The organism is Streptomyces sp. NPDC107522 (assembly GCF_055657525.1).
Genome location: NZ_JBVKAU010000030.1, coordinates 38,403 through 58,207 on the forward strand (window position 1 = coordinate 38,403; position 19,805 = coordinate 58,207).

Annotated in this window: 16 protein-coding genes and 3 pseudogenes; 14 read left to right on the forward strand and 5 right to left on the reverse strand. The window is 69.0% G+C overall.

Features of this window, described 5'->3' with window-relative positions; genetic code table 11:
• Window positions 1-890: 890 nt before the first annotated feature.
• The gene (locus ACZ7L6_RS42535) at window positions 891-3,806 is read left to right on the forward strand and encodes a type 1 periplasmic-binding domain-containing protein (protein WP_471933753.1); all 2,916 of its coding nucleotides are present in this window, start codon (window positions 891-893) and stop codon (window positions 3,804-3,806) included.
• A gap of 809 nt (window positions 3,807-4,615) precedes the next feature.
• Here the strand turns inward: ACZ7L6_RS42535 and ACZ7L6_RS42540 are convergent.
• Window positions 4,616-4,822, reverse strand: coding sequence for a hypothetical protein (locus ACZ7L6_RS42540; RefSeq protein WP_471933755.1), 207 nt, complete (start codon window positions 4,820-4,822; stop codon window positions 4,616-4,618).
• A 23-nt stretch (window positions 4,823-4,845) separates the two neighbouring features.
• On the reverse strand, window positions 4,846-5,574 hold the full coding sequence (locus tag ACZ7L6_RS42545) for an ANTAR domain-containing protein (protein ID WP_471933757.1): 729 nt from the start codon (window positions 5,572-5,574) through the stop codon (window positions 4,846-4,848).
• A gap of 387 nt (window positions 5,575-5,961) precedes the next feature.
• Here ACZ7L6_RS42545 and ACZ7L6_RS42550 point away from each other — a divergent pair, with 387 nt between their 5' ends.
• The 3 genes from ACZ7L6_RS42550 (at window position 5,962) to ACZ7L6_RS42560 (ending at window position 7,688) form a co-directional block, all read left to right on the forward strand.
• On the forward strand, window positions 5,962-6,324 hold the full coding sequence (locus ACZ7L6_RS42550; RefSeq protein WP_471933759.1) for an STAS domain-containing protein: 363 nt from the start codon (window positions 5,962-5,964) through the stop codon (window positions 6,322-6,324).
• Window positions 6,321-7,253: an anti-sigma factor RsbA family regulatory protein gene (locus ACZ7L6_RS42555; RefSeq protein WP_471933761.1), complete on the forward strand. Its 933-nt coding sequence runs from the start codon at window positions 6,321-6,323 to the stop codon at window positions 7,251-7,253. Before ACZ7L6_RS42550 ends, ACZ7L6_RS42555 begins: the two co-directional genes overlap by 4 nt.
• 210 nt (window positions 7,254-7,463) lie before the next feature.
• Window positions 7,464-7,688: a hypothetical protein gene (locus tag ACZ7L6_RS42560; protein WP_471933763.1), complete on the forward strand. Its 225-nt coding sequence runs from the start codon at window positions 7,464-7,466 to the stop codon at window positions 7,686-7,688.
• On the opposite strand, the gene ACZ7L6_RS42565 is transcribed toward ACZ7L6_RS42560, so the two are convergent.
• The gene (locus ACZ7L6_RS42565) at window positions 7,660-7,911 is read right to left on the reverse strand and encodes a hypothetical protein (protein WP_471933765.1); all 252 of its coding nucleotides are present in this window, start codon (window positions 7,909-7,911) and stop codon (window positions 7,660-7,662) included. The genes ACZ7L6_RS42560 and ACZ7L6_RS42565 overlap by 29 nt on opposite strands.
• Between ACZ7L6_RS42565 and ACZ7L6_RS42570 the strand changes: the two are divergent.
• The 3 genes and pseudogenes from ACZ7L6_RS42570 to ACZ7L6_RS42580 all read left to right on the forward strand — a co-directional run.
• Window positions 7,911-8,138: pseudogene (locus tag ACZ7L6_RS42570) on the forward strand (IS5/IS1182 family transposase); the annotation flags it as partial. The gene ACZ7L6_RS42565 and the pseudogene ACZ7L6_RS42570 overlap by 1 nt on opposite strands.
• Before the next feature lie 277 nt (window positions 8,139-8,415).
• Complete coding sequence (locus ACZ7L6_RS42575) at window positions 8,416-9,369, forward strand: alpha/beta fold hydrolase (protein ID WP_471933767.1); 954 nt, start codon at window positions 8,416-8,418, stop codon at window positions 9,367-9,369.
• 96 nt (window positions 9,370-9,465) lie between these two features.
• Complete coding sequence (locus tag ACZ7L6_RS42580) at window positions 9,466-11,022, forward strand: GMC family oxidoreductase (protein WP_471933769.1); 1,557 nt, start codon at window positions 9,466-9,468, stop codon at window positions 11,020-11,022.
• Between the two features lie 202 nt (window positions 11,023-11,224).
• On the opposite strand, the gene ACZ7L6_RS42585 is transcribed toward ACZ7L6_RS42580, so the two are convergent.
• Window positions 11,225-12,706, reverse strand: a complete 1,482-nt coding sequence (locus ACZ7L6_RS42585; RefSeq protein ID WP_471933771.1) for a flavin-containing monooxygenase — start codon at window positions 12,704-12,706, stop codon at window positions 11,225-11,227.
• Window positions 12,703-13,653: a patatin-like phospholipase family protein gene (locus ACZ7L6_RS42590; RefSeq protein WP_471933773.1), complete on the reverse strand. Its 951-nt coding sequence runs from the start codon at window positions 13,651-13,653 to the stop codon at window positions 12,703-12,705. The genes ACZ7L6_RS42585 and ACZ7L6_RS42590 overlap by 4 nt, the downstream gene beginning before the upstream one ends.
• Window positions 13,654-13,711: 58 nt before the next feature.
• On the opposite strand from ACZ7L6_RS42590, the gene ACZ7L6_RS42595 reads away from it, so the two are divergent.
• From ACZ7L6_RS42595 to ACZ7L6_RS42625, 7 genes and pseudogenes are all read left to right on the forward strand, one after another.
• Window positions 13,712-14,305 (forward strand): TetR/AcrR family transcriptional regulator, encoded by a 594-nt coding sequence (locus ACZ7L6_RS42595; RefSeq protein WP_471933775.1) that lies wholly within the window; start codon window positions 13,712-13,714, stop codon window positions 14,303-14,305.
• Window positions 14,306-14,620: 315 nt separating this feature from the next.
• A pseudogene (locus ACZ7L6_RS42600) lies at window positions 14,621-15,235 on the forward strand (integrase core domain-containing protein); the annotation flags it as partial.
• Window positions 15,236-15,605: 370 nt separating this feature from the next.
• The gene (locus tag ACZ7L6_RS42605; RefSeq protein WP_471933777.1) at window positions 15,606-16,574 is read left to right on the forward strand and encodes a hypothetical protein; all 969 of its coding nucleotides are present in this window, start codon (window positions 15,606-15,608) and stop codon (window positions 16,572-16,574) included.
• Complete coding sequence (locus tag ACZ7L6_RS42610) at window positions 16,571-17,419, forward strand: hypothetical protein (protein ID WP_471933779.1); 849 nt, start codon at window positions 16,571-16,573, stop codon at window positions 17,417-17,419. Before ACZ7L6_RS42605 ends, ACZ7L6_RS42610 begins: the two co-directional genes overlap by 4 nt.
• 4 nt (window positions 17,420-17,423) lie before the next feature.
• A complete protein-coding gene (locus ACZ7L6_RS42615; RefSeq protein WP_471933781.1) occupies window positions 17,424-17,714 on the forward strand; it encodes a barstar family protein in 291 nt (96 codons plus the stop codon).
• 384 nt (window positions 17,715-18,098) lie between these two features.
• The gene (locus ACZ7L6_RS42620) at window positions 18,099-18,752 is read left to right on the forward strand and encodes a class I SAM-dependent methyltransferase (RefSeq protein ID WP_471933783.1); all 654 of its coding nucleotides are present in this window, start codon (window positions 18,099-18,101) and stop codon (window positions 18,750-18,752) included.
• Between the two features lie 771 nt (window positions 18,753-19,523).
• Window positions 19,524-19,677, forward strand: a pseudogene (locus ACZ7L6_RS42625) (IS5 family transposase); the annotation flags it as partial.
• Window positions 19,678-19,805 lie beyond the last annotated feature (128 nt).

The window sequence follows — 19,805 nt, forward strand, 5'->3', positions numbered from 1 at the left end:
TCCTGTCGCACAACCGCCCCTTGTCGTTGACGCTCTGGGCATTCACCCGGAGCGCCCAGCGAGGCCCCGGCACCGGGAAGCGCCAGAGAGGTCAACGCTGTCACCCTTGGCATCGCCCCTACCGCGAGTTCGGCGACGTCGGGGAGTTCGAGGCGCTGAAGCGGTTCACCCAGCGCGTCGAAGACCACGCAACAAGCAGCGCCGCCGACGGCAGTTGGACCAGCCCGCCGACCGGGCCCTCCAGCCGGCCGCCGACAGCCTGACGGCGAAGCGTCTACCGGCCGCGGCCGCCGCACTGTGGGCACTGGCCGCGCTCACTGTCCTGCTTACCCCCGCCACCGCACACGCCGCACCCGCCGACACCCTCGTCATGCCCGTCCGCGACGCTCTGGCCGCCCTGCCGGTCCAGGATGAGGACCGCACCGGCTACTCCCGCGACAAGTTCCGCCACTGGATCGACGCCGACCGCGAGGCTGCAGCACCCGCAACGAGGTCCTCCTGGAGGAGGCCGTCAGCGCTCGCGAACAGGGCGCCGGTTGCCAGCTCAGTGGCGGATCCTGGTTCTCGCCGTACGACGACACGTAGCCTCGCCCTCGCTAGGACGCCTTGAAGAGGCGCTGGGTGCTGTTCCGCCGCGGCCTTCGGCCATGCCGGCGGCCTCGTCGCGCGGCCTGAGTGCGGCAGGCAAGCGGCCGCACCGGCGCACGCCGTACAGACACCGGCGTGGACGTCGCAACGCCAGAAGTCCACAACACGAAAACCTGGGAATGGGCCGGTGCCGTTGAGCCTCTGGGTAAAAGTCAAAAGATCGCTGGATCGCCGATTCACCCACCCAGCCCATCTCCAGCCGCTAATCTCTCCGATCACTTGACGTGAACGGGGGGTTACCCATGGCAAATGCAGGCCGTGTGCCGGACTGTTCTGGAGGCCATCGCGGCCTGCCGGTGACCGGCGCCGGGGTCCACCTTCAGGATCAGCTCGAGATCCTCATCCAGGACTTCCGTACAAGCGCCGATCCGCCGATGCCGGCATTCGTCCTGCACGCGCAGGACAGCGCTGACGACGGCGCGGTGGCCGGTCTGGTCCGGCAGCTGTACGCGGGTCAGGAAGCGCACGGCACGCGGTGCGCAGTGGCGCAGGATGCCTACGACGGCGGCACGGAGGTCCGCCGGGCCGCAGCCATGGTGCGCGCCCTGAGCGACCCGAAGAAGTGGGGCGGCCCGAAGGCGGTCTACCGGCGGTACACGTTCCCGCGGTTGCGACTGGTACACGCCATCGACGACGCGGTCGCGGAACTCGGCGACAGCTGGCCCGCACCCGCCCTCGGCAGCCCTGAAGCCGGGCAGGACCAGCGGCAGCGGTTGCTCGACCAGCTGGCCCGGCAGCGCTGGCGCCCGAAGGGCCGCGGGCGCTGGAGCCCGGGCCTGCAGCTGTCCGACATGGCGCACATCCTGCCGGCGAGCATCGTGGCCGGGCTCGCCGCGCTCCTCGCCCGCACCGACTGGTACATGGCGGTGGGTGCGGGCCTCGCCTTACTCGTCCTGCTGACGGTCTTCAGCTCCGTCCTGCCGGGGCGGGCACCGATTTTCCTGTGGCTGCGCCGGGAGAGCCGCTGGTTCCTGACCACGACCTTCCTGCGGGCCGCGGACCAGGAGGACCCGACCGAGGTCTCGCTGCTGCGCCCGGTGCGGTCCTGGAAGGCGATCGCGGCCCGCGCCTACGACGTGGCCGAGGCGCTCAAGGCGGGCGACGACTTCCATCTCCAGCTGTGCGTGCTGGCCCTGCGGGAGGACCTGCGCGACAACCACCGCCGCTGGAGCTGGGACCTGCGTGGCTTCAAAAGGCCCCGCCCGCCCATGCTGTTCCTGCCGCACGCGGACGTCTACAACGGCGGCATCGAGCTGATCCGGGCGGTCAGCGACGTACGCTGTCGGCGCAGCGAGCTCGACCCCCTGGTCGTCGTCGCTGCGGTGCGCACCCAGGACGTGGCGCGCCTCGAGCGCAGCACGGTTCGTACGACACCCGACCCCGAGTCCTCGCAGCGCAGGTTCAGCGACCAGTTGCGCACCTGGTACCGGGAGTGGGCCCGCAACCTGCGCGCCGGGCAGTCGCCCAGCCGCGAACGGCCCGTGCTGCCCTGGGTGATGAAGATCCCGCTCCCCCACGACCAACTCGGGCCCGTCGAGGACCGGCACCGGCACCTGCGAGCGTCCACCCGCCCGACCCTTGCCCGCCTGGTGTGGTCCTTGCACACAGTGGTCCTGGTTCTCGCCGTCATGACGACCGGCACCGTCATGCGGGCCGACGCGCTGCACGAGCGGTACTGTTCGGCGGCCGTACTGACCGCCAACCGGGACACCCGGCGCCAGGCGGCGCCGGACGGCGGCACGGAGTGCATCGGCGTCGCGACGGGCGACGTCCGCTTCGCCGACTGGCTACCGAAGGCCGACCCGGGCGACGATCCCAAGACGCTGGTCGGCCGGGGCGAGACGCCATGGACCGTGAAGCAGTTGGAAGACCTCATCGGCGAGCAGAACGCGGACGTCCTTGCGCACCACGCCGACAACCACGTCACCGTGGTGTACGCCGGGCCGCTCAGCCACGACCCCGACGGCTCCTCACTCGTGAAGGGCGCCCAGGAACTCGCGGGCGTGTACCTGGCGCAGGCCGTCATCAACGAAGGCTCCAGCGTCAGGCTCCGCGTGCTGGTCGCCAACGGCGGCCTGGACCTCGGCCGGCAGGTCGGAATGGCGAAGGCCATCGCCTCGTACGCCGCGCACGACCCGACCGTGGTGGGGGTCGTAGGCGCCGGCCGTGACCTGAAGTCAAGTCGGGAGACCACCCGCATCCTCATGGAGGCCGGCCTGCCGGTTGTCTCCGGCACCAACTCCGCGACCTACCTGCCGCGGGAGTACGCCAACTGGTTCAGCCTGGCCGCCCCGGACCAGTGGCAGGCACGGCAACTCGGTCTGATCGCAGCCCAGTTGCGCACACCGGGCGCACCGCAGCACGCACTGGTGCTGGCCCGGGACACGACGAAGACCCCCGATATGTACACCGACGAGCAGGCGCGCCACGGCCAGGACATGCTCGAGGACCACGGCTTCACCGTGCCGCCGAAGCCGCGCCGCTACACACGCGACGGCGGCAGGCCCGAACTGCGCCGGCATGCCCGGGAGATCTGCCAGGACGGCACCGTCCCCTCCGTGATCTACTTCGCCGGCCGGGTCGAGGACCTCGATCCCCTCATGAACCAGCTGAGCCGCGAGCCCGGCTGCTCCGGAAAACCCATCGCCATCCTCACCGGCGACGACCTCTCCAAGGCCGACTTCCTCCGCGGCCGGAACAGAGTCGCGCCCGAGGTCACCCTGTACCACGCGGCACTGGCCGAACTTGAGAAGGCGGCCCTCCGCACGGACTTCTACGCAGACGCCGCCCGGCACCTCCCGGGTGTCACGGGACAGCGACTGGACCCCGACAGCCCCGCTCTGGCCAGCGGCCAGACCGCACTGGCGCACGATGCGACGCAGGCTCTCTACGAGGCGGCCAGCCGGGACGACAAACCGCAGAGCCGCGCCCTGACTTGGGTGAACCTGCGCACCGTCCAGGTCCCGGACATGGCCACCGGCACCATCGACTTCACCACGGCCCCGCTGTACGGCGACCGCACCGGCCACAGCATCGTCATAAAGAAGGTCCGCCGCAACGCCGACGGCACCGCCGAGCCCCGCGTGCTGTGCAGCCGCGTCGCGGGCGACACGACCGCCCTCACCGAGACGAAGTGCGACATCGAGGACCCCAAGTGAGCTTGTGCTTTAACCTCCGTTTCGGTGACGGGCTCGGATCTTGTCTTCCGGCATGTACTCACTCGTGCGGTCTCTGGCAATGCCCGCGCGCTGAGCGTGCGCATCGCGCGGGTCTGCCGCCCGACAGCCCCGCGATGGCCGCGTCGGCATGCTGTTCCGGCCAACCCGGCTGGCGCCCGGTGAGCCTGGCGGTAGTCCTCGGATGCCGACTCCCTGGTCCTTACCGGGCCCTTGGACGCGTCCATCGCCTGCGAGGCGTGATCGTCCAGCAGATCGGACACACGGTCAGTCGGCAGGACCCCGGGGCGTAGCCGACAGCGACGACATGCCCAGCCAGCTCGAGGGCGCGGCTACGACGCCGACTCCGGCTGGCTCACCGAGTGCCCAGAGTCGGCGGCACGGGCGACGAAGCTGTGCCTGGAGCGGGTTTGCGTCATCGTGGCCGCGAACGCATCGACAGGCCGCACGGTCGTGCGCGCCTTTTCGTGAGGGTGGATGAAGGATTCGCTCTGTCGGCGCGAACTCGAAGTACCGCCGGAAAGCGCGCCTTGGCTATCCCGTAGTTCAACGCGAGGGAGGTGTAGCCATGGGCGTTCGGGCCGCTGAACGGCGTGTCGGCGGCCCGCTGCGGATCGCAGTGCACCCAATCTTTTGTCCCGAGCCAGCCGCGTCGTTATGATTCCCCGTCCATCGTCGGCAAGTCCGACGTGTGCGTGGCAGGCACCGTGACGCAGGTGAAGGCGTCTGTCGTCTCCATCCGCCAGGCAGTCGCTGGAGCGTCGCTGTGCGCGGTGCCACCTTGCCGACAGTCAGCGCCGCGCTCGGCAGCCCTGTTGTGCCGTGGTTTTCACCGGTTCGGCGGTCATGACCCTCACCGGGTCGGTGTCGGCCGGGCTGTGCCACTCGGCCCATGGCTCCAGGGCCGTACAGCAGGCGGTCGACGTGTGGCAGTCCGGCCAGGTCCAGCTCTCCACCGGGCCGTAGCGGCGCGCCCAGAACGCGGCTGCGAACCCCAAGCGGTCCTTCACATGGTCATCGCTCAAGGCGCGCGGCGGACTTGGCGTTTCACTGCGTCGCGCAGCGCCGTGCGCAAGGGTTCGGCGGGAGGGGGGCCACTGGTGGTGGCGGCGACGAGGATCGCGGCGACGCTTCGCAGTTTGATGTTCGTGTGCTGCGAGGCGTCGCGCATGATGTCCCAGGCTTGTTCCGCGGTGCAGGATTCGACCGCCATGAGGACGCCTCGCGCTTGATCGATCACCGGCCGGGACTCCATGGCCTGCTGCAACTGCTCAATCTCGTCCCGCAGTTGCTGCACTGGCTCTGCACGTTCCGCAGCTACTGCCGTAGCCGGAAACCCTTGGTCAGAGGGCACGGAGGCCAGGGCGGGAAGGGGCGATGCAGAGGAAGGGGCGACGGGGTCGGACTCCGCGGCAGGGGTCGACAGGCCGGTGATCTCCAGGATCCGACGGGGCTGGCCGCTCCAGTTGAGCGTCCGAACTGGGATGCAGCTGAGGCTGCCGTAGTCCTCCAGACGCTCCAGGAACTGCAGTCCTGCGGAGTCCATGAAGGTGACGTCCGCCATGTCCGGGATCAGCCCGTCCGTCTTGTCCGGGAGCTTGTCCAGCGCATGATCGAGCACAGTGACACAGCAGTAGACGATTTCGCCGCGAGGCGCCAGGACCGTGGTGGCGCCCCGCGTCTCGCTGTGGATGACCAACGGGACGATGCCGGCCGACGCCACCACCGGATGAGTGGCGACTGTAGACATTGCCTCACCTCGGTCTGGGATCCAGTGCACTTCGGGTGTCCGTGCCGAACTACACGCTCCATGCCGCCCGCGGCCATTGCGCCCATGCACCTTCCCTGTCCGTGACGGCCTAACCCGGATATCCAGCGTCGAGATGACGACCAGGCCAGTGGTGTCCGGTATGCCGGCAAGAGTCGCGCGCTGGCATGGATTCATGAGGGGCAGTACTTTTTCCCGAGCCCATCGGGCACGACGGCGCGGGCGGAGCGCCCACGGTGCATAGCTGCGACAGGACGGGGCAGGTGTAGCCGGCAGCGTCGTAAGACGAAGTACGCACCGGCCACTTGGTCCGGGCGAGCACGGAACAAGGAATACTGGCGCGCAATCGGCACACACCGGGGTGGTGGCATGGACACTTCGCGAGAGGCGGATGTAGCGGCAGCAGCGCCGCTCGCCACCGGACACGGATTACAGCTGCGCCCGCTGACGGACCGCGCGGGATGGCGGGCGGCCGGCGAGATCACTTTGGCCACGTGCCCGGCATGGGAGCAGGCGCTGGAGCAGCTGGCGCTGCGCAACGAGAAGGTGTGCCACCTGGAGATGTCCGCTGTGACCTTCATCGACGTGGCCGGCGCCTCGGCCCTCGCGGTGGCCGCCCAGGAGCTTCCCGCCGGGCGGCGCATCGTGGTCAAACAGCCGCCTGCCACCTTGCGACGGCTGCTGGACATGTTCTGGCCGGATCTGTCCGCGATCGAGGTGGTGGCCCGATGACTGCCCCGACGACCACTGAGGCATTTGTGCACCCCGCCCTCTTCTACCGGGGCGAGCAGGAGTACCTGCACGGCACAGTGCCCTTCATCCAGGGCGGCCTTGAGACCGGGCAACCGGTAGCGGTCGCCGTGCCCGGCTCGAACCTGGCCCTTCTCAAGGAGAGTCTGGGCCAGGACGCCTCAGCCGTGCACTTCCTCGACATGACCGAGGCAGGCCGCAACCCCGGCCGGATCATCCCGAACGTGCTACGGGCCTTCGCCGACGCCCACCCGCAGACGCGGGTGCGGATCATCGGGGAGCCGATCTGGCCCGGCCGCAGCAGGCTGGAGTACCCGGCCTGCGTACAGCATGAGGCGCTGATCAACCCGGCCTTCCGGGGCAGGGACGTGACCATCCTGTGTCCGTACGACGCCGACCGCCTCGACGAGAAGGTGCTCATCGACGCGTACGCCACCCACCCGGTCGTCGTCTCAGACAGCCGTGAGCAGCCCAGCACCTCTTATGCACCCTGGCAGGTCGTCGCGCAGTACAACCAGCCGCTCCTGCCGGCTCCCCCCGTGGCCGAGTCCCGGATGTTCGCGGTCCACGAGCTGTCGGCCGTCAGGCATTTCGCGGTAGAGCGGGCCGCACAGCTGGGTCTGTCCCCAGTCCGTCTGGAGGATCTTGCGCTGGCCGTGGCCGAGCTGACCACCAACAGCGTGGTGCACGGCGGCGGCTCGGGCAGCCTGCGAATCTGGGCCGAGGATTCCCAGGTCGTGTGCGAGGTCCGCGACCAGGGGCATCTGAGCGACCCGCTCGCCGGGCGCCGTCCGGTCCCCCGGGATCAGCGCGGCGGCCGGGGCCTGCTGCTGGTGCACACCGTCACCGACCTCGTCCGCGTATACACCGGCCCCGACGGCACGGCCATCCGCTTCTACATCGACCACTAGTCGGCCGCTCCCCCAAGGCCCCCGCGAGCGCCACGCCCACCGAAGTGCGGCGCTCGCAGCAACCTTCAAGACTTGAGCGTCATTCCTGGCTGCAGCAGGCAACGGCAGTCGCTCACGGCCGCACTCCCGCCGCGGCGACGTCCTCGCTGATGTCCGCCGCGGTGGCCAGGGGCGCGTCCCGATAGCGGGCGATGGTGGCTTCGTCGTGGTGTGAGGTCGTCGAGACGTTTCACCGCGGCCACCACCGAACCCAACTGCTGTCCCAGCGAGGACATGATCGCGGCGGAGATCAACGCCCGGCACCGGCGCACGCTGCGCCGTATCGCCCTCACCGATGGCCCCCGCGGCATCCGCCGCACCGGCATGGGATGCAGCAGCAGCCAATGCCAGCATGGCGCGGACATCCTCACCGTGGAGTTCCTGCCCACCCGTTGACCGTGGGACAGTCCCGGTCGCACTCCCCGCCGGTGCAGCCCCACAACACCTCGCTCAGCCAGTGCAGGCCGCAGTCCACGCCGCAGCACGTGGACCCCAGCACGAGGGCGGTGACGGTGATGGTGCGCGCCGCGCGGGCCGGGCCGATGGCGCCGCCGCCGGCGACTCCGCCCGTCACGGTGCGCTGGACCGGATGGCCGTCCAGGCCCTCCACGTTGAGCACAAGGAGCCCGGGGCACGATCCGCGTGCCCTACCGGGGCCGCTGGAGCACGCTCCCGGCCGGCAAGCGAGCGGTGAACTCCTCCCAGGCCGAGATCCGCGCCATCGGCGAGCCGGCCAACGCCACTCTCAAAGGCTGGCGTCTCCTACGCAAACTCCGTTGCAGCAACACCCGCATGACCGACATCGTCAAGGCTGTCCTTGCCTTGCAACTCCCAGCGTCGGCCTGAGACCGGCAAGGCCGCTCACAGTGCGAACGAGGAAAATAGCGACTGGACGCCGAAGGCGCATGAAGCAGTCGAGCATGGCAATCTCGGCCACCCTGCCGCGCTCTGCCGCAGATTGGAAAAGGCTCACTACAAGCACCCGCCTCAAAGCAGGAAAGGCGAGTCCCAGCCAAACCCTGGCACTCCGCCGTCCACATCCACACGGCAATACACAATGGGCGCCGTCAGTGCGCACCGGCCCGGGGCCGGCGGAACACGAGAACAAACCCAAGGGATTTCGATGAAATCTAAACTGGCCTGGGGTGCTTTCGGGGTCGGCGCTGCTGCCCTCGCCGCGCGGGCGGTAGCCGCTGGCATAGAGCGTCAGCCGGATCCCGTGCCCCGCGAAGTGCTGTGTCGTGAGCCCGAGGGCGAGGAGGTCTTCCTGTCCCGGCCCGACGGGACGGTGTTGCGCACCGTCGTCGCGGGTGAAGGACCCCCTGTGGTGTTGGCCCACGGCTACGGTGTCTCGCTCCTGGAGTGGAACCTGGTGCAGGCCACCCTGGTGGCGAACGGTCACCGTGTCATCCTCTTCGACCAGCGCGGCCACGGGGGCTCCACCTGCGGTGCGGACGGCATCGGCTCCCGCCCGATGGCGCAGGACTATTTGGCGGTCCTGGAGCATTTCGACGTTGGGGACGCAGTGCTGGTCGGGCATTCCATGGGCGGGTTCGTCGCGCTTCGCGCTGTGCTCGACCATCCCGGCGTCGCCCGGCGGCTGCGCGGTCTGGTGCTGTTCGCGACCTGGGCGGGCCGCATCTACGACGGAGCACCGCACAACCGGCTGCAGATCCCGCTGCTGCAGACGGGCGTCCTCCAGCAGTTGGCACGCACCCGGACCGGCGGAATCCTCTTCGGAGCCGCCCAGTGCGGAAAGCGCCCCTCTCCGGCCATGATCGACATCTTCCTCGACGTCTTCCTACGCCAGGACCACGCCTTGCTCGTGCCGATCGTCCGGGCCTTCTCGCGCGAGAACCACTATCCGCGCCTGCCCGAGATCACGGTTCCCACCGTCGTCATGGTCGGCTCGGCCGACCGCAGCACACCGCCGAGCCACGCCCGGCGCCTCACCGCGGGGATACCGGGCGCCCGGCTGGTCACCGTGCCGGACGCCGGACACATGCTCAACTGGGAGAACCCGCGCGCCCTGGTGGAGGCCGTCGCCTCCCTGCACGAGGTCGGCCGCGCCGGCTGACACCCCCTCGACAATGGCCGAGAGCACGGTGTGATGCCCCGGCTGTTAGCGCTTGGGTGAAGGGATCGAGCAACCGGGTGGGGCGAGGGGGCAAAGGTGTACGACTACATCATCGTGGGCGCTGGATCGGCCGGGTGCGTGCTGGCGGACCGGCTCACCGAGGACGAGAACACGCGTGTACTGCTGCTCGAGGCAGGACCTGTGGACGATGCCGCGGAAATCCACGTTCCGGCGGCGTTCAGCAAGCTCTTCCAGACAAAGTACGACTGGAGCTACCTCAGCGAGTGCGAACCGGGGCTGGACGGCCGCCGTCGCTATCTGCCCCGCGGCCGCATGCTCGGCGGCTGCTCCTCGATGAACGCGATGATCTACATACGCGGCAATCGCCGCGACTACGACGCCTGGGCGGCCGGCGGCGCCGACGGTTGGAGCTGGCAGGACGTCCTGCCGTACTTCCTTCGCGCCGAGGACTTCACGGGCGCCACGTCACCGTGGCACGCCACCGGCGGGCCGCTCACGGTCAGCGAAGGCCGCTCCCGACATCCGCTGATGAACGCCTATGTGACGGCGGCACAGGAAGCCGGCCACCCCTACACCGGCGATTTCAACGGCCCCGAACAGGACGGCGTCGGCTACTACCACCTCACTCAGCGCGATGGTCTGCGCTGCAGCACGGCCGACGCATATCTGCGGCCGGCCCTGTCCCGGCCGAACCTCGAGGTGCTGACCGGCGCCCAGTGCACCCGCGTGCTGCTCGACAGCGACCGTGCGACCGGCGTCGAGGTGGACCGGGACGGCGAACTGCTGTGCCTGCGCGCCGAACGGGAGGTCGTGCTGGCGGCCGGTGCCTACAACTCTCCGCAGCTGCTCATGCTCTCCGGTATCGGCCCGGGCGGTGACCTGGCGGCCCGCGGCATCACGCCCCGCATCGACCTCCCCGTCGGGGAGAACCTGCAGGACCATCCCCATGTCGGGCTGTGCTACCTCACCGACACCGAATCGCTGTTCACCGCCGAAACACCGGACAACCTCCGCCTGCTGGAGACCGAGGGCCGCGGCCCGCTCACCTCGAACCTGGGCGAGGCCGGCGGGTTTCACCGCACTCGTGAGGGCCTGGACGCCCCCGACATCCAGGTGCACGCCACACCGGTGATGTTCCATGAAGAGGGCATCAGCCCCGTGACCGACCACGCCTTCATGTTCGGTGCGGTCCTGCTCGCCCCCACGAGTCGGGGCAAGGTCTCCCTGCGCTCGGCGCTCCCCAGCGCCAAGCCGCACATCCTGCACAACTACCTGACCACCGAAGAGGATCGCGCCACGATGATCCGGGCACTGCGGATGCTGCTCGACATCGCCGACCAGCCCAGCCTGGCCAAGCACCGCCGGGCCGACTTCCACGTACCACGCTCCACGGACGACGCCGACCTTCTCGACTTCGCCCGGCGTGAGCTGCAGACCCTCTACCATCCGGCGGGCACATGCTCCATCGGCCCGGTCGTGGATTCCCGGCTCAGGGTGCACGGCGTGAGCGGCCTGCGGGTGGTGGACGCCTCGGTGATGCCGACCGTGGTGCGGGGCAACACCAATGCCCCCACGATCATGATCGCGGAAAAGGCTGCAGACATGATCCGCGGTCTTCCGGCGCCGGTGTGACGGCAATGTCACGCACGGACCGGTGCGACGTCCTGGGCCAGGTCGTCACACGGCGTCGTGTCTGATCCGGCTTACGGGTGCCCGCTAACTCAGTCGGTAGGTGCCGTCCGGTCCCGTTTCCCACCGAGGTCGATGACGCTGTCGGGCCGGACTTTGTTCGTCTCCGCTCTGTCGGCGCCGCGCATGTCGACAGAAGGGAATCTCATGGGCTGAGCTCCTGCCGGTCGGTGGGACGGATGACGGTGAAGTCGCGGGCGTCGAAGCGTGCCACCTGCGTGCGGAGTCGGTCGGTGGACCAGGGCCAGCTGAAGCTGTTGCGGCCGTTGGCGTCGAGGTAGTAGCTCCGGCATCCGCCGGTGTTGTAGACGGTGCCCGCGAGGGCGGCCTGCAGTTCGGTGTTGTAGGCGCTCTGCACGTCCCGGCGTACCTCGACCGACGCCCAACCCTCGGCGCGTGCTGAGCGGATCGCGCCGAAGGCGAGATCGAGTTGGGCTTCGAGGATGGTGAACGCGGAGCTGTGTCCGGTGCCCAGGCCGGGACCGAGAAGCAGAAACGCGTTGGGGAACCCGGCGGTGACGGTACCGAGGTACGCCTCGGGGGAGCCCTGCCAATGGTCGGCGAGGGACCGTCCGGCGCCGTCGTGGATGACGTTCGACAGGGGCATGTCGAGAATGTGAAAGCCCGTGCCGAGGATGATCGCGTCCACTTCGGCGCTGCTGCCGTCGGCGCCGAGCACGGTGCTGCCGTCGACCGTTCGGACGGCGCAGGCGTGCACGTCCACATTCGGGCGGGTCAGGGCCGGGTAGTAGTGGTTGGAGAACAGGATCCGCTTGCAGCCGATGGTGTAGTCGGGGGTCAGTTTGCGGCGCAGTTCACGGTCGCGGACGGTGGCACGCAGGTGTGCGCGTGCCACGGCCTGCACGCCGCGCAGCAGCGAGGGCCTGCGGAATCCACGGCCCAGCAGCTCCATGGCCCGGTACTCCACCGCGGCCAGCGCGGCCCGGGCGCCGGGCACGCGCCGCATCACCCACCGCTCGGCCTTCGGTATGCGATGGTCCGGCTTGGGCAGCACCCACTGGGCAGTGCGCTGGAACAGGTGGAGCCGGTCGACCTGCGGGGCGATGGCCGGGACGAACTGCACGGCCGATGCCCCGGTGCCGAGCACCGCGACCCGTTTGCCGCGCAGGTCGTAGTCGTGGTTCCAGCGCGCGGAGTGGAACACCTCGCCGGGAAACTCCGCCAGGCCCGGGATATCGGGTATGAGTGGCTCGTTCCACGGCCCGGCACCGGCGATCAGGAACCGGGCGGTGAACTCGCCGGCACTGGTGCTGATCCGCCACCGTGCCACGTCGGGCTGCCAGTGCGCCTCGGTCACCCGCACGCCGAACCGGGTGTGCTCGCGCAGCCGGTGCCGGTCGGCGACCCCCTTCACATAGGCGAGGATCTCCGGCTGATGCGCGTACACCCTCGCCCAGTCCGGATTCGGCGCGAACGAGTAGCTGTAGAGCCGGGACGGCACATCGCACTGGCAACCCGGATAGGTGTTGGCCCGCCACGTGCCGCCGAAGTCGTCGGCGGCCTCGATGATCAGAAAATCCCGGATCCCGGCCTCGCGCAACCGGACACCCGCGCCCACCCCGGAGATGCCGGCGCCGATGACGATGACCTCGAAGTGGGCGCTCATGACGTTGTGCTCCTGTCGATGGCTCGCGAGACACGGTCGGAAGCGGTACGCAGGGAGACGTCGAGGGTGGCCGGGCGGCGGGCGACGTCCATGAAGTTGAAGCCCATGACTGCCAGTTCCTCGACGCCGGGCTCGATCCGGACGATGCGGGTCCCCGCTGCCCGAAGCAGGTGTTCCTCCGCGTCGAGGGTTCGGGTCATCCAGCGCCTCACCACACGTTCGAGGCGGCTCAGTCCGCTCGCGGGCGCGCCGCCGGACGTCGTCATCGGGGCGACGATCACCACCTCGTCCAAGCCGAGCGGGGCAACGAGGTCTGCCGACGTCGGCGACAACACCCCGCCGTCGAGGTAGGCGCGCCCCTCGATCCGTACGGGAGGGAACCAGCCCGGGATCGCCCACGACGCGGCGATCGCGCTGCCGATGTCGGCGACCGGAGCGTCGGGCGAACCGAAGGCGACCCGTCTGCCGGTGCGCGTCTCGGCCGCCACCAGCCACGTACGTGACGAGGCGAGCCACGTGTGGCCGTCCGCGAGCGCGGCGCCGAAGCCCCGCAGCCACCCCGCATCCCCACGGCCGCGCGGCAGGAGGCCGAGCAGCCCCGACCCGAGCGGCACACGGCCGCGGGCTGCCGCCGCCGTCAGCCCGGCGCCCGGCAGCCCCGGCCACGGAACCGGTGGCAGGGCGCCCGGATGCGCGCCGACGTGCCGCAGGAGCAGCGGGTCCGCGTCGGACTGGCCCTGCAGTGCGGCGAGCAGGTCGGAGACCGACCGGCCGGACCCGAGCACGGACACGACCTCCGCCCCCGCCGACGTCCCCACCAGTACCTCTGCCGTGCGGACATCCCAGTCGAGTTGCTCCTCCACCGCGGCCAGCGCCGCGACCGCCCATGCGAAGCCGAGGGGCCCGCCGCACCCGACGACCAGCCCGCGCCGCTGACAGCCCGCCATAGATTCTCCCGGTATTGGAATTCCAAGGGAATCCGAAAGCTAGCGGTATCCTGCGGGGGTGGCAAGACTGACCCGGGCCGAGAGCCAGGCCCGCACCCGCGAACACGTCCTCGAGACCGCGTACGCGCTCTTTCTGAACGACGGCTTCACGGCAACGTCAATGGAACGTGTCGCCGAGGCGGCGGGCTACTCGAAGGGGGCGGTGTACTCCAACTTCGCCACCAAGAACGAGCTGTGCCTGGCCGTGCTCGACCGCATCGCCGCGGAACAGGTGACACAGCTGGCCGCCGCGATGGGTGACGCGCCCCACTTCGAGGACCGGATCGCAGGATTCGCCCGCTGGGCCGACGAGACCATCGGCGACAGCTCGTGGACCTCGCTGGAAGTCGAGTTCGCCACCGCCAACCGCCGCGACAAGCGAGTGTGCGAGCAACTCGCCAAGCGTCGGCGCACCGTCACCGGCACCCTCGCGGACCTGATCCGGGCGCAGGCGGACGAACTCGGCATCACACCTGCCCTGCCCGCCGACACCGCCGCCCTGACCCTGCTCAGCCTCGGCATCGGGCTCGGCGTCCAACGCGCCTTCGACCCGACCGTCCCGGTGCAACCCATCGTCGACCTGCTGCGCAGCGTCATGAGCGGGCGCCGCTGAGGGCCCCATGCTGCTGCGCTGAAGGTGCCGGCGCCCGGTCGGAAGGGGCGACTTGGAGTCGAGCGGGGCGATCGGCGCGAAAGCCGTGTTGCCGAGGGGCGCTGGGGCGTTGCACCGCTCACCGAGCCGTCGCCGACCCGCAACCCCTGCAGGCGGCCTTCGCGCGCCACACAGGGGCTCGCTGTACGGCCAGCAGGCCGGGCATGCCGAATGTCGCCTGGCCCCGCCCCACGTACTCCAGGGCAGCCCCGTCAAGACTGCTTAGATCACCCGCATGACCCCAACTCTCGCCACGGCGGCTGAAGTTGTGACCGCTTGGACCCGCCTACCGGCGGCTCATCCGCCGCTACGAACGCGACCGACCCGGCGAACTGATCCAAATCGACGTCAAGAAGCTCGGACGGATCCCCGACGCCGGGAAGGCCTTGGGCCGCCAGGCCAGCCGCGCCCGCCGCCGCAACATGGCCTTCGACTGCATCCACTCCGCCGTGACGACCACAGCCGACTGGCCGACAGCGACATCCACGCAGGCGAAAGGCCGCCACCTGCGCACACTTCCTGCGCCGGGCCGAGGCCTTCTTCGCCGCCTCGGGCATCGACCGCCTCGAACGGGTGCTGACCGACAGCGCCTGGCCCTACCGCAAGAGCGTCGCCTGTTGCCAAGCCCTGGCCGACCTCGGTGCAGCCGGCAAGCTCACCCGCGCCTACCGGCCGCAGACCAACGGCAAGGTCGAATGCTTCCACCGCACTCTGCTCACGAGCCCGGCCTACCTGCGGACATCCACCGGCAGCACCGAACGCACCGACGCCCTGGCAGACTTCCTGCACACCTGAAACAACCATCGCCGCCACACCCCACTCGGCGGCCAGCCACCGATCACCCGGGTGACCAACGCCACGGCGCATCGGCATCGTTCACCCGCGTGGTGACCTCGAGATCTGCCGCACGCACGCCGATATTCACCGCCGCACGCGCGCCATACGACGAGCCGCCGAGGCATCGGCACGGTGCCCACCTCGCCAGCCAACTCCACTACGTCCCGCCCGACTTCGGCCTCCAGCACCGCGGCGAGCTTTGGCAGGCCCCCACGCACGGTCGGCTCGACCAAAGATCCGCACCGGTGGAACCATCGGCGTCCGCTCCCCGGAGCCCAAGCGTGCCTTGTTTGGACCGTGCGTCCAAGCCAGGGCCCCTGGGTCCGGGCCCAGCCGGTTTCACTCCACCTTCATCCCCACCTGCTCGGGTGATCCAGTCGGCAGCGGGGCGTGGCTCCGAGCTATCGAGCGAGCGGGGTGGAATGTGACTGGTCCGGAATCCGTACAGGGTCCACAGCTGGACGACGGGGCGAAGCCGGTGGGGGTGCGGCCGTGGTGGCGGCGCTGGAGACTGCTGCTGGCCGGCGGGGTCGTCGCCGCTGTGTCCATAGTCGCTGCGTCACTGCTGCAAAGTGGTTCGTCGTCGCAGGAGGCGCGGGAGTTGGCTCGCAACCGCGCCCCTTTCAACCAGGCGATAGCCGCCCTGGCCGAAGCACCCGGGATCCGGTACAAGGACACCTCGGCGAGCAGCCGACAGCAGCGTGAGATCACGGCGACCGCGTACGGAGACAAGTTCGGGACGACGGGCTGGCGCACGCTGCAGAACCTTGACCGCGAAGTGCTGCGTGTCGGCGGCCGGAACTTCTACCGGCACTCCGCCGGCACATCCAAGGACGGGAAGGCACCGAGCGGCAGGCCCGTGAGCCAGTGGTCGACCAACGGGCCGGGACAGGACGCACCCCTCGACCGGATGTTCGACACGTTTGCGTCCCCTCCCCTGCTGGCCCACAGGCTCTCAGCCGCACTGGATGCAGATCCCGGCTTGCCATCACTCGACGACCCGCAGGTCCCTGTATTCAAGATCAATGGGGTTCGCGCGCTGCGGGCTGACACCACCGAGGGGTACCTGTACGTCTCCAAGGACGCGCCGCACCAGGTTCTGCGGCTTGAGCCGCCCAATATGAGGTCGAAGTTGCCGTCGCCGATTCCGACGGCGACTGCTGATTTGCCACGATCGATGACGGCGCATCGCGCCCTGGTCGACTCCACGGGCATGGACATTGCCGTGCTATCGCAAGCCGAAGGCTCGCGGATGTACGAAACGTTGGAGCAGCACACCAGGGAACTGGCGCAGGCCCGGAACGAAGGAGTCGGCTTCGATCTGAAGATCGCCGGTGATCTGAAGTGCAGTGCGGCGGGGTGCCTGATCAACGAAACTTCACAGGTACGGTGACGCCGAAAGAGAAATCCCGTATCGCCACGGGCCGGTTGACGGTCGTCATGACAGTGACTGACGTATCGGTGGGCGGGATTCCCGCCAGCGGGTGCATCAGCGGACAGAAGACCGTCCCCATCGTCGGCAACACCGCATCCGGCACTATCTCGTGCCGCGACACATCAGCCGGAGCGGCCTTCGTCCAGGCCGACGCGAAGGCCGCTGCGGAGGCGCAGCAGCGGGCCAACGCGTCGGGCGGGCGGGCCACGGTCAGGTTCCAAAGCTTCGCCACCGCCTATGTCGATGCCCTGGCGATCGGCACCACCGAGATCAACAGCCTTCTCGAGGAACAGGAGGAGCAACGCAAGAACGGACATTGCACTGTTCGGCCGGTGGTCCCCGCCCGATACTCCGCCGATGGCCCGCAGATCGTCTACGCGCGCTTTGTGACAGCGGATGGCCCCCTCAAGCGCCTCTGCGCCAGGTACAAAGAGGACCTCGCAGCGGCAGAAGCTGCCAACCCGCTGATCGCCGGCCTGAAGAAGGACGGCAAGCTCCCTCCCGAGTACATGACCAAAGCCGAGGCCAGTAAGGCGGGGTGGGAACAGGGCAAAGCGCTCGGCAACAAAGTCCCAGGGGGCCAGATCGGCGGCGACAAGTACGACAACGCACCGACAGACCCCAAGGCGCAGCGCCTGCCCGACGCACCGGGGCGGCAGTGGTATGAAGCCGACCTCGGCATCGATCCCATGATGAAGAGGTCAAAGCAGCCCGGCTGGCGTCTGGTTTACTCCAGCGATGGTCAGGCGTACGTCACCAGCGACCACTACCTCCACTTCTACCAACTGCCGAACTGGAAGTGACACAATGCGCGTCACCATCGACGGGACGCAGATCCGAACTCATGCGGACCTGCACCACGCCCTCGCCGGCCCCCTGGACTTCGGCCCGTTTTACGGGCACAACCTCCACGCCCTGTGGGACCGCCTCAGCACAGACGTCGAACGCCCCGTCGAGATCGTCTGGAAGAACTCCGCGGTCAGCCGGGAACAGATGGGCGCAGAAGCATTCGATGCGATCGCGTCAGTATTGATCAGAGCCGCCAAGGCCGATGAGGCAAACCCGGAGGACAAAAGGCTCACGGTGCGTTTCGCGTGAAAGGCGGAACGGTGATCAACGACCCTCAGGTCCCCTCAGCGTCCAGGTGCGTGGACCACATCCAACAGACAGAGGGCGTCCAGGACGCGGAAGGCTGAACGTGGCATCCGAGACCGGTCGCGGCACGCACCGCGGCCGGGGTGGAACCGGTCAGAGGCCGGTTCACCCCATTCGGTGACGGGCTCGACGTCTTGGACCCCTACCGCAGCTGCATCCCCTCCGCCGCATCCGATATCCACAACCGGACGGGACGAGTCGCTAGCGCTCTGACCGGAAACGATCACCGGAGTGGTGTGCTGGCCGAGTGTCTGCGGCGGTGATGTCGCGCAGGTCAACTCAAGGTCGTGACACGGCCTGTCGGCTCTCTGGTCTAGGTTCGCCCGCATGACTGAGCCCTCCTTTCTGACCGCTGTGCGCGAGTCGTACGACACGGTCGCCACCGATTACGTCGAACGGGTCCCGCCTCCAGCCGAGATGGACCCGCTGTCACGCGCGATGCTGGCGGGGTTCGCCGAGCTAGTGCAGACGGCCGGTCTGGGGCCGGTGGCGGACCTGGGATGCGGCCCCGGCCGCGTGACGGCGCACCTGGCCGGGCTGGGGGTGCCCGCCTTCGGCGTCGATCTGTCGCCGAAGATGATCGAGCTCGCCCGGCACGCCTATCCGAGCCTGCGGTTCACCGAGGGCTCGATGACCGCGCTGGAGATGAGCGACGACGAGGTGGGCGGCATCCTGGCGTGGTACTCCACCCACCACACGCCCCCGCAGTGGCTGCCGGCGGTGTTCGCCGAGTTCCACCGCACGCTCGCCCCTGGCGGCCACCTGCTCTGGGGAGACTATGTCGGCGATGAACGGCTGCAGCCGACCCAGGGCTATGGCCGTCCGGTGTCCTACGAGTCGTATCTCATGCCACTGGACCGCATGGTCGGCCTGCTGGAGCAGGCCGGACTCGTCGTCACCGCGAGGCTGGAACAGGAGCCCGGCGGACGTGTGAACAGACCGCACGCCTGTTTCCTGGCCCGCAAGCCCGAAAGGACCTGACGGGGTTGTTCCTGCGGCGAAGCCGCTCGTGTCGGATCGCCGACGGTCACGGAGCGGCGCTCAGGCCACTGAGTTGAGAGGGCGGCCCACGCGGATGCCCTTCTCGCTGGGATACGGGCGCGTTCCGGGCGCTGGGCGGCCAGGACGTCCGGATCACGGGCGTTCCGGTTGCGTCAGTGCAGGTAGCGGCTCGATAGCGGCGTACGACTCGCCATGCTGTCACCGGCCCTGACTACGGAGGGCCCCACGTCGTTCCCGTGCGGCAGGAACCCATAGCTGACCCACTGTGGCTTCAGTACGCGGCTGACGCACGGGCCACCGCTTCGCGACAGCCTCCAGCGCTGCATACCACACGGCAGCCGACGTCAGACCCTGCGATCGCCGGATCAGCCAGTACGGTCCGGCGGTGCTTCTTTGTCATCCGGGGGCAGCGCCACCTGTACCGAGGACCCGCAGGCGGTGGTATGAGGCAGACGCCAGCCGGCGGCGCCCGCAGGAAGGAGGAAGCACAAGGAGGGAGAGGCCGGAAGCGGGTCCATGGTGACCGCGTCCGGCGCGGTGATCCCGTCCAGCGCGAGGAACGGCAGACCTTGATGACATCGACGTCCCCCACGTCGGCCACAGACGTGCCCTGCCCGATCGCCCTGCCGTCCCCTCGCCGCTCATACGGTGCCCTCCTTCACCCGCGGTTCCCCCGAAGGTACGGCCACACAAGGAGAATTGGGCGAACTGAGAATTCGCAGAACCAGAAGTTCCCTACACAGCCACGTGCGCAGCATTGTCTGGCTTATTCACCACCGCCGCCTCGCCCGCGACTACAAGACCCATCCGCACCGCTCCGAAGCCATGATCCACCGCGCTTGGATCGACCTCGTGGCCCGCCGCCTCACCGGTGAAGCTCACCTTCACCTGGCGCGGAACCTGACCTAAATCAGACACACCTCACAGGGCAGAAGCACTCAGTGAGGCTCTTTCATCCTGTGCTGGAGGGGTGAAATGGGCTGGTCAGCAGGGTCGGTGACATGGCGGAGCCCCTCGTCGTTGGCGTGGTGA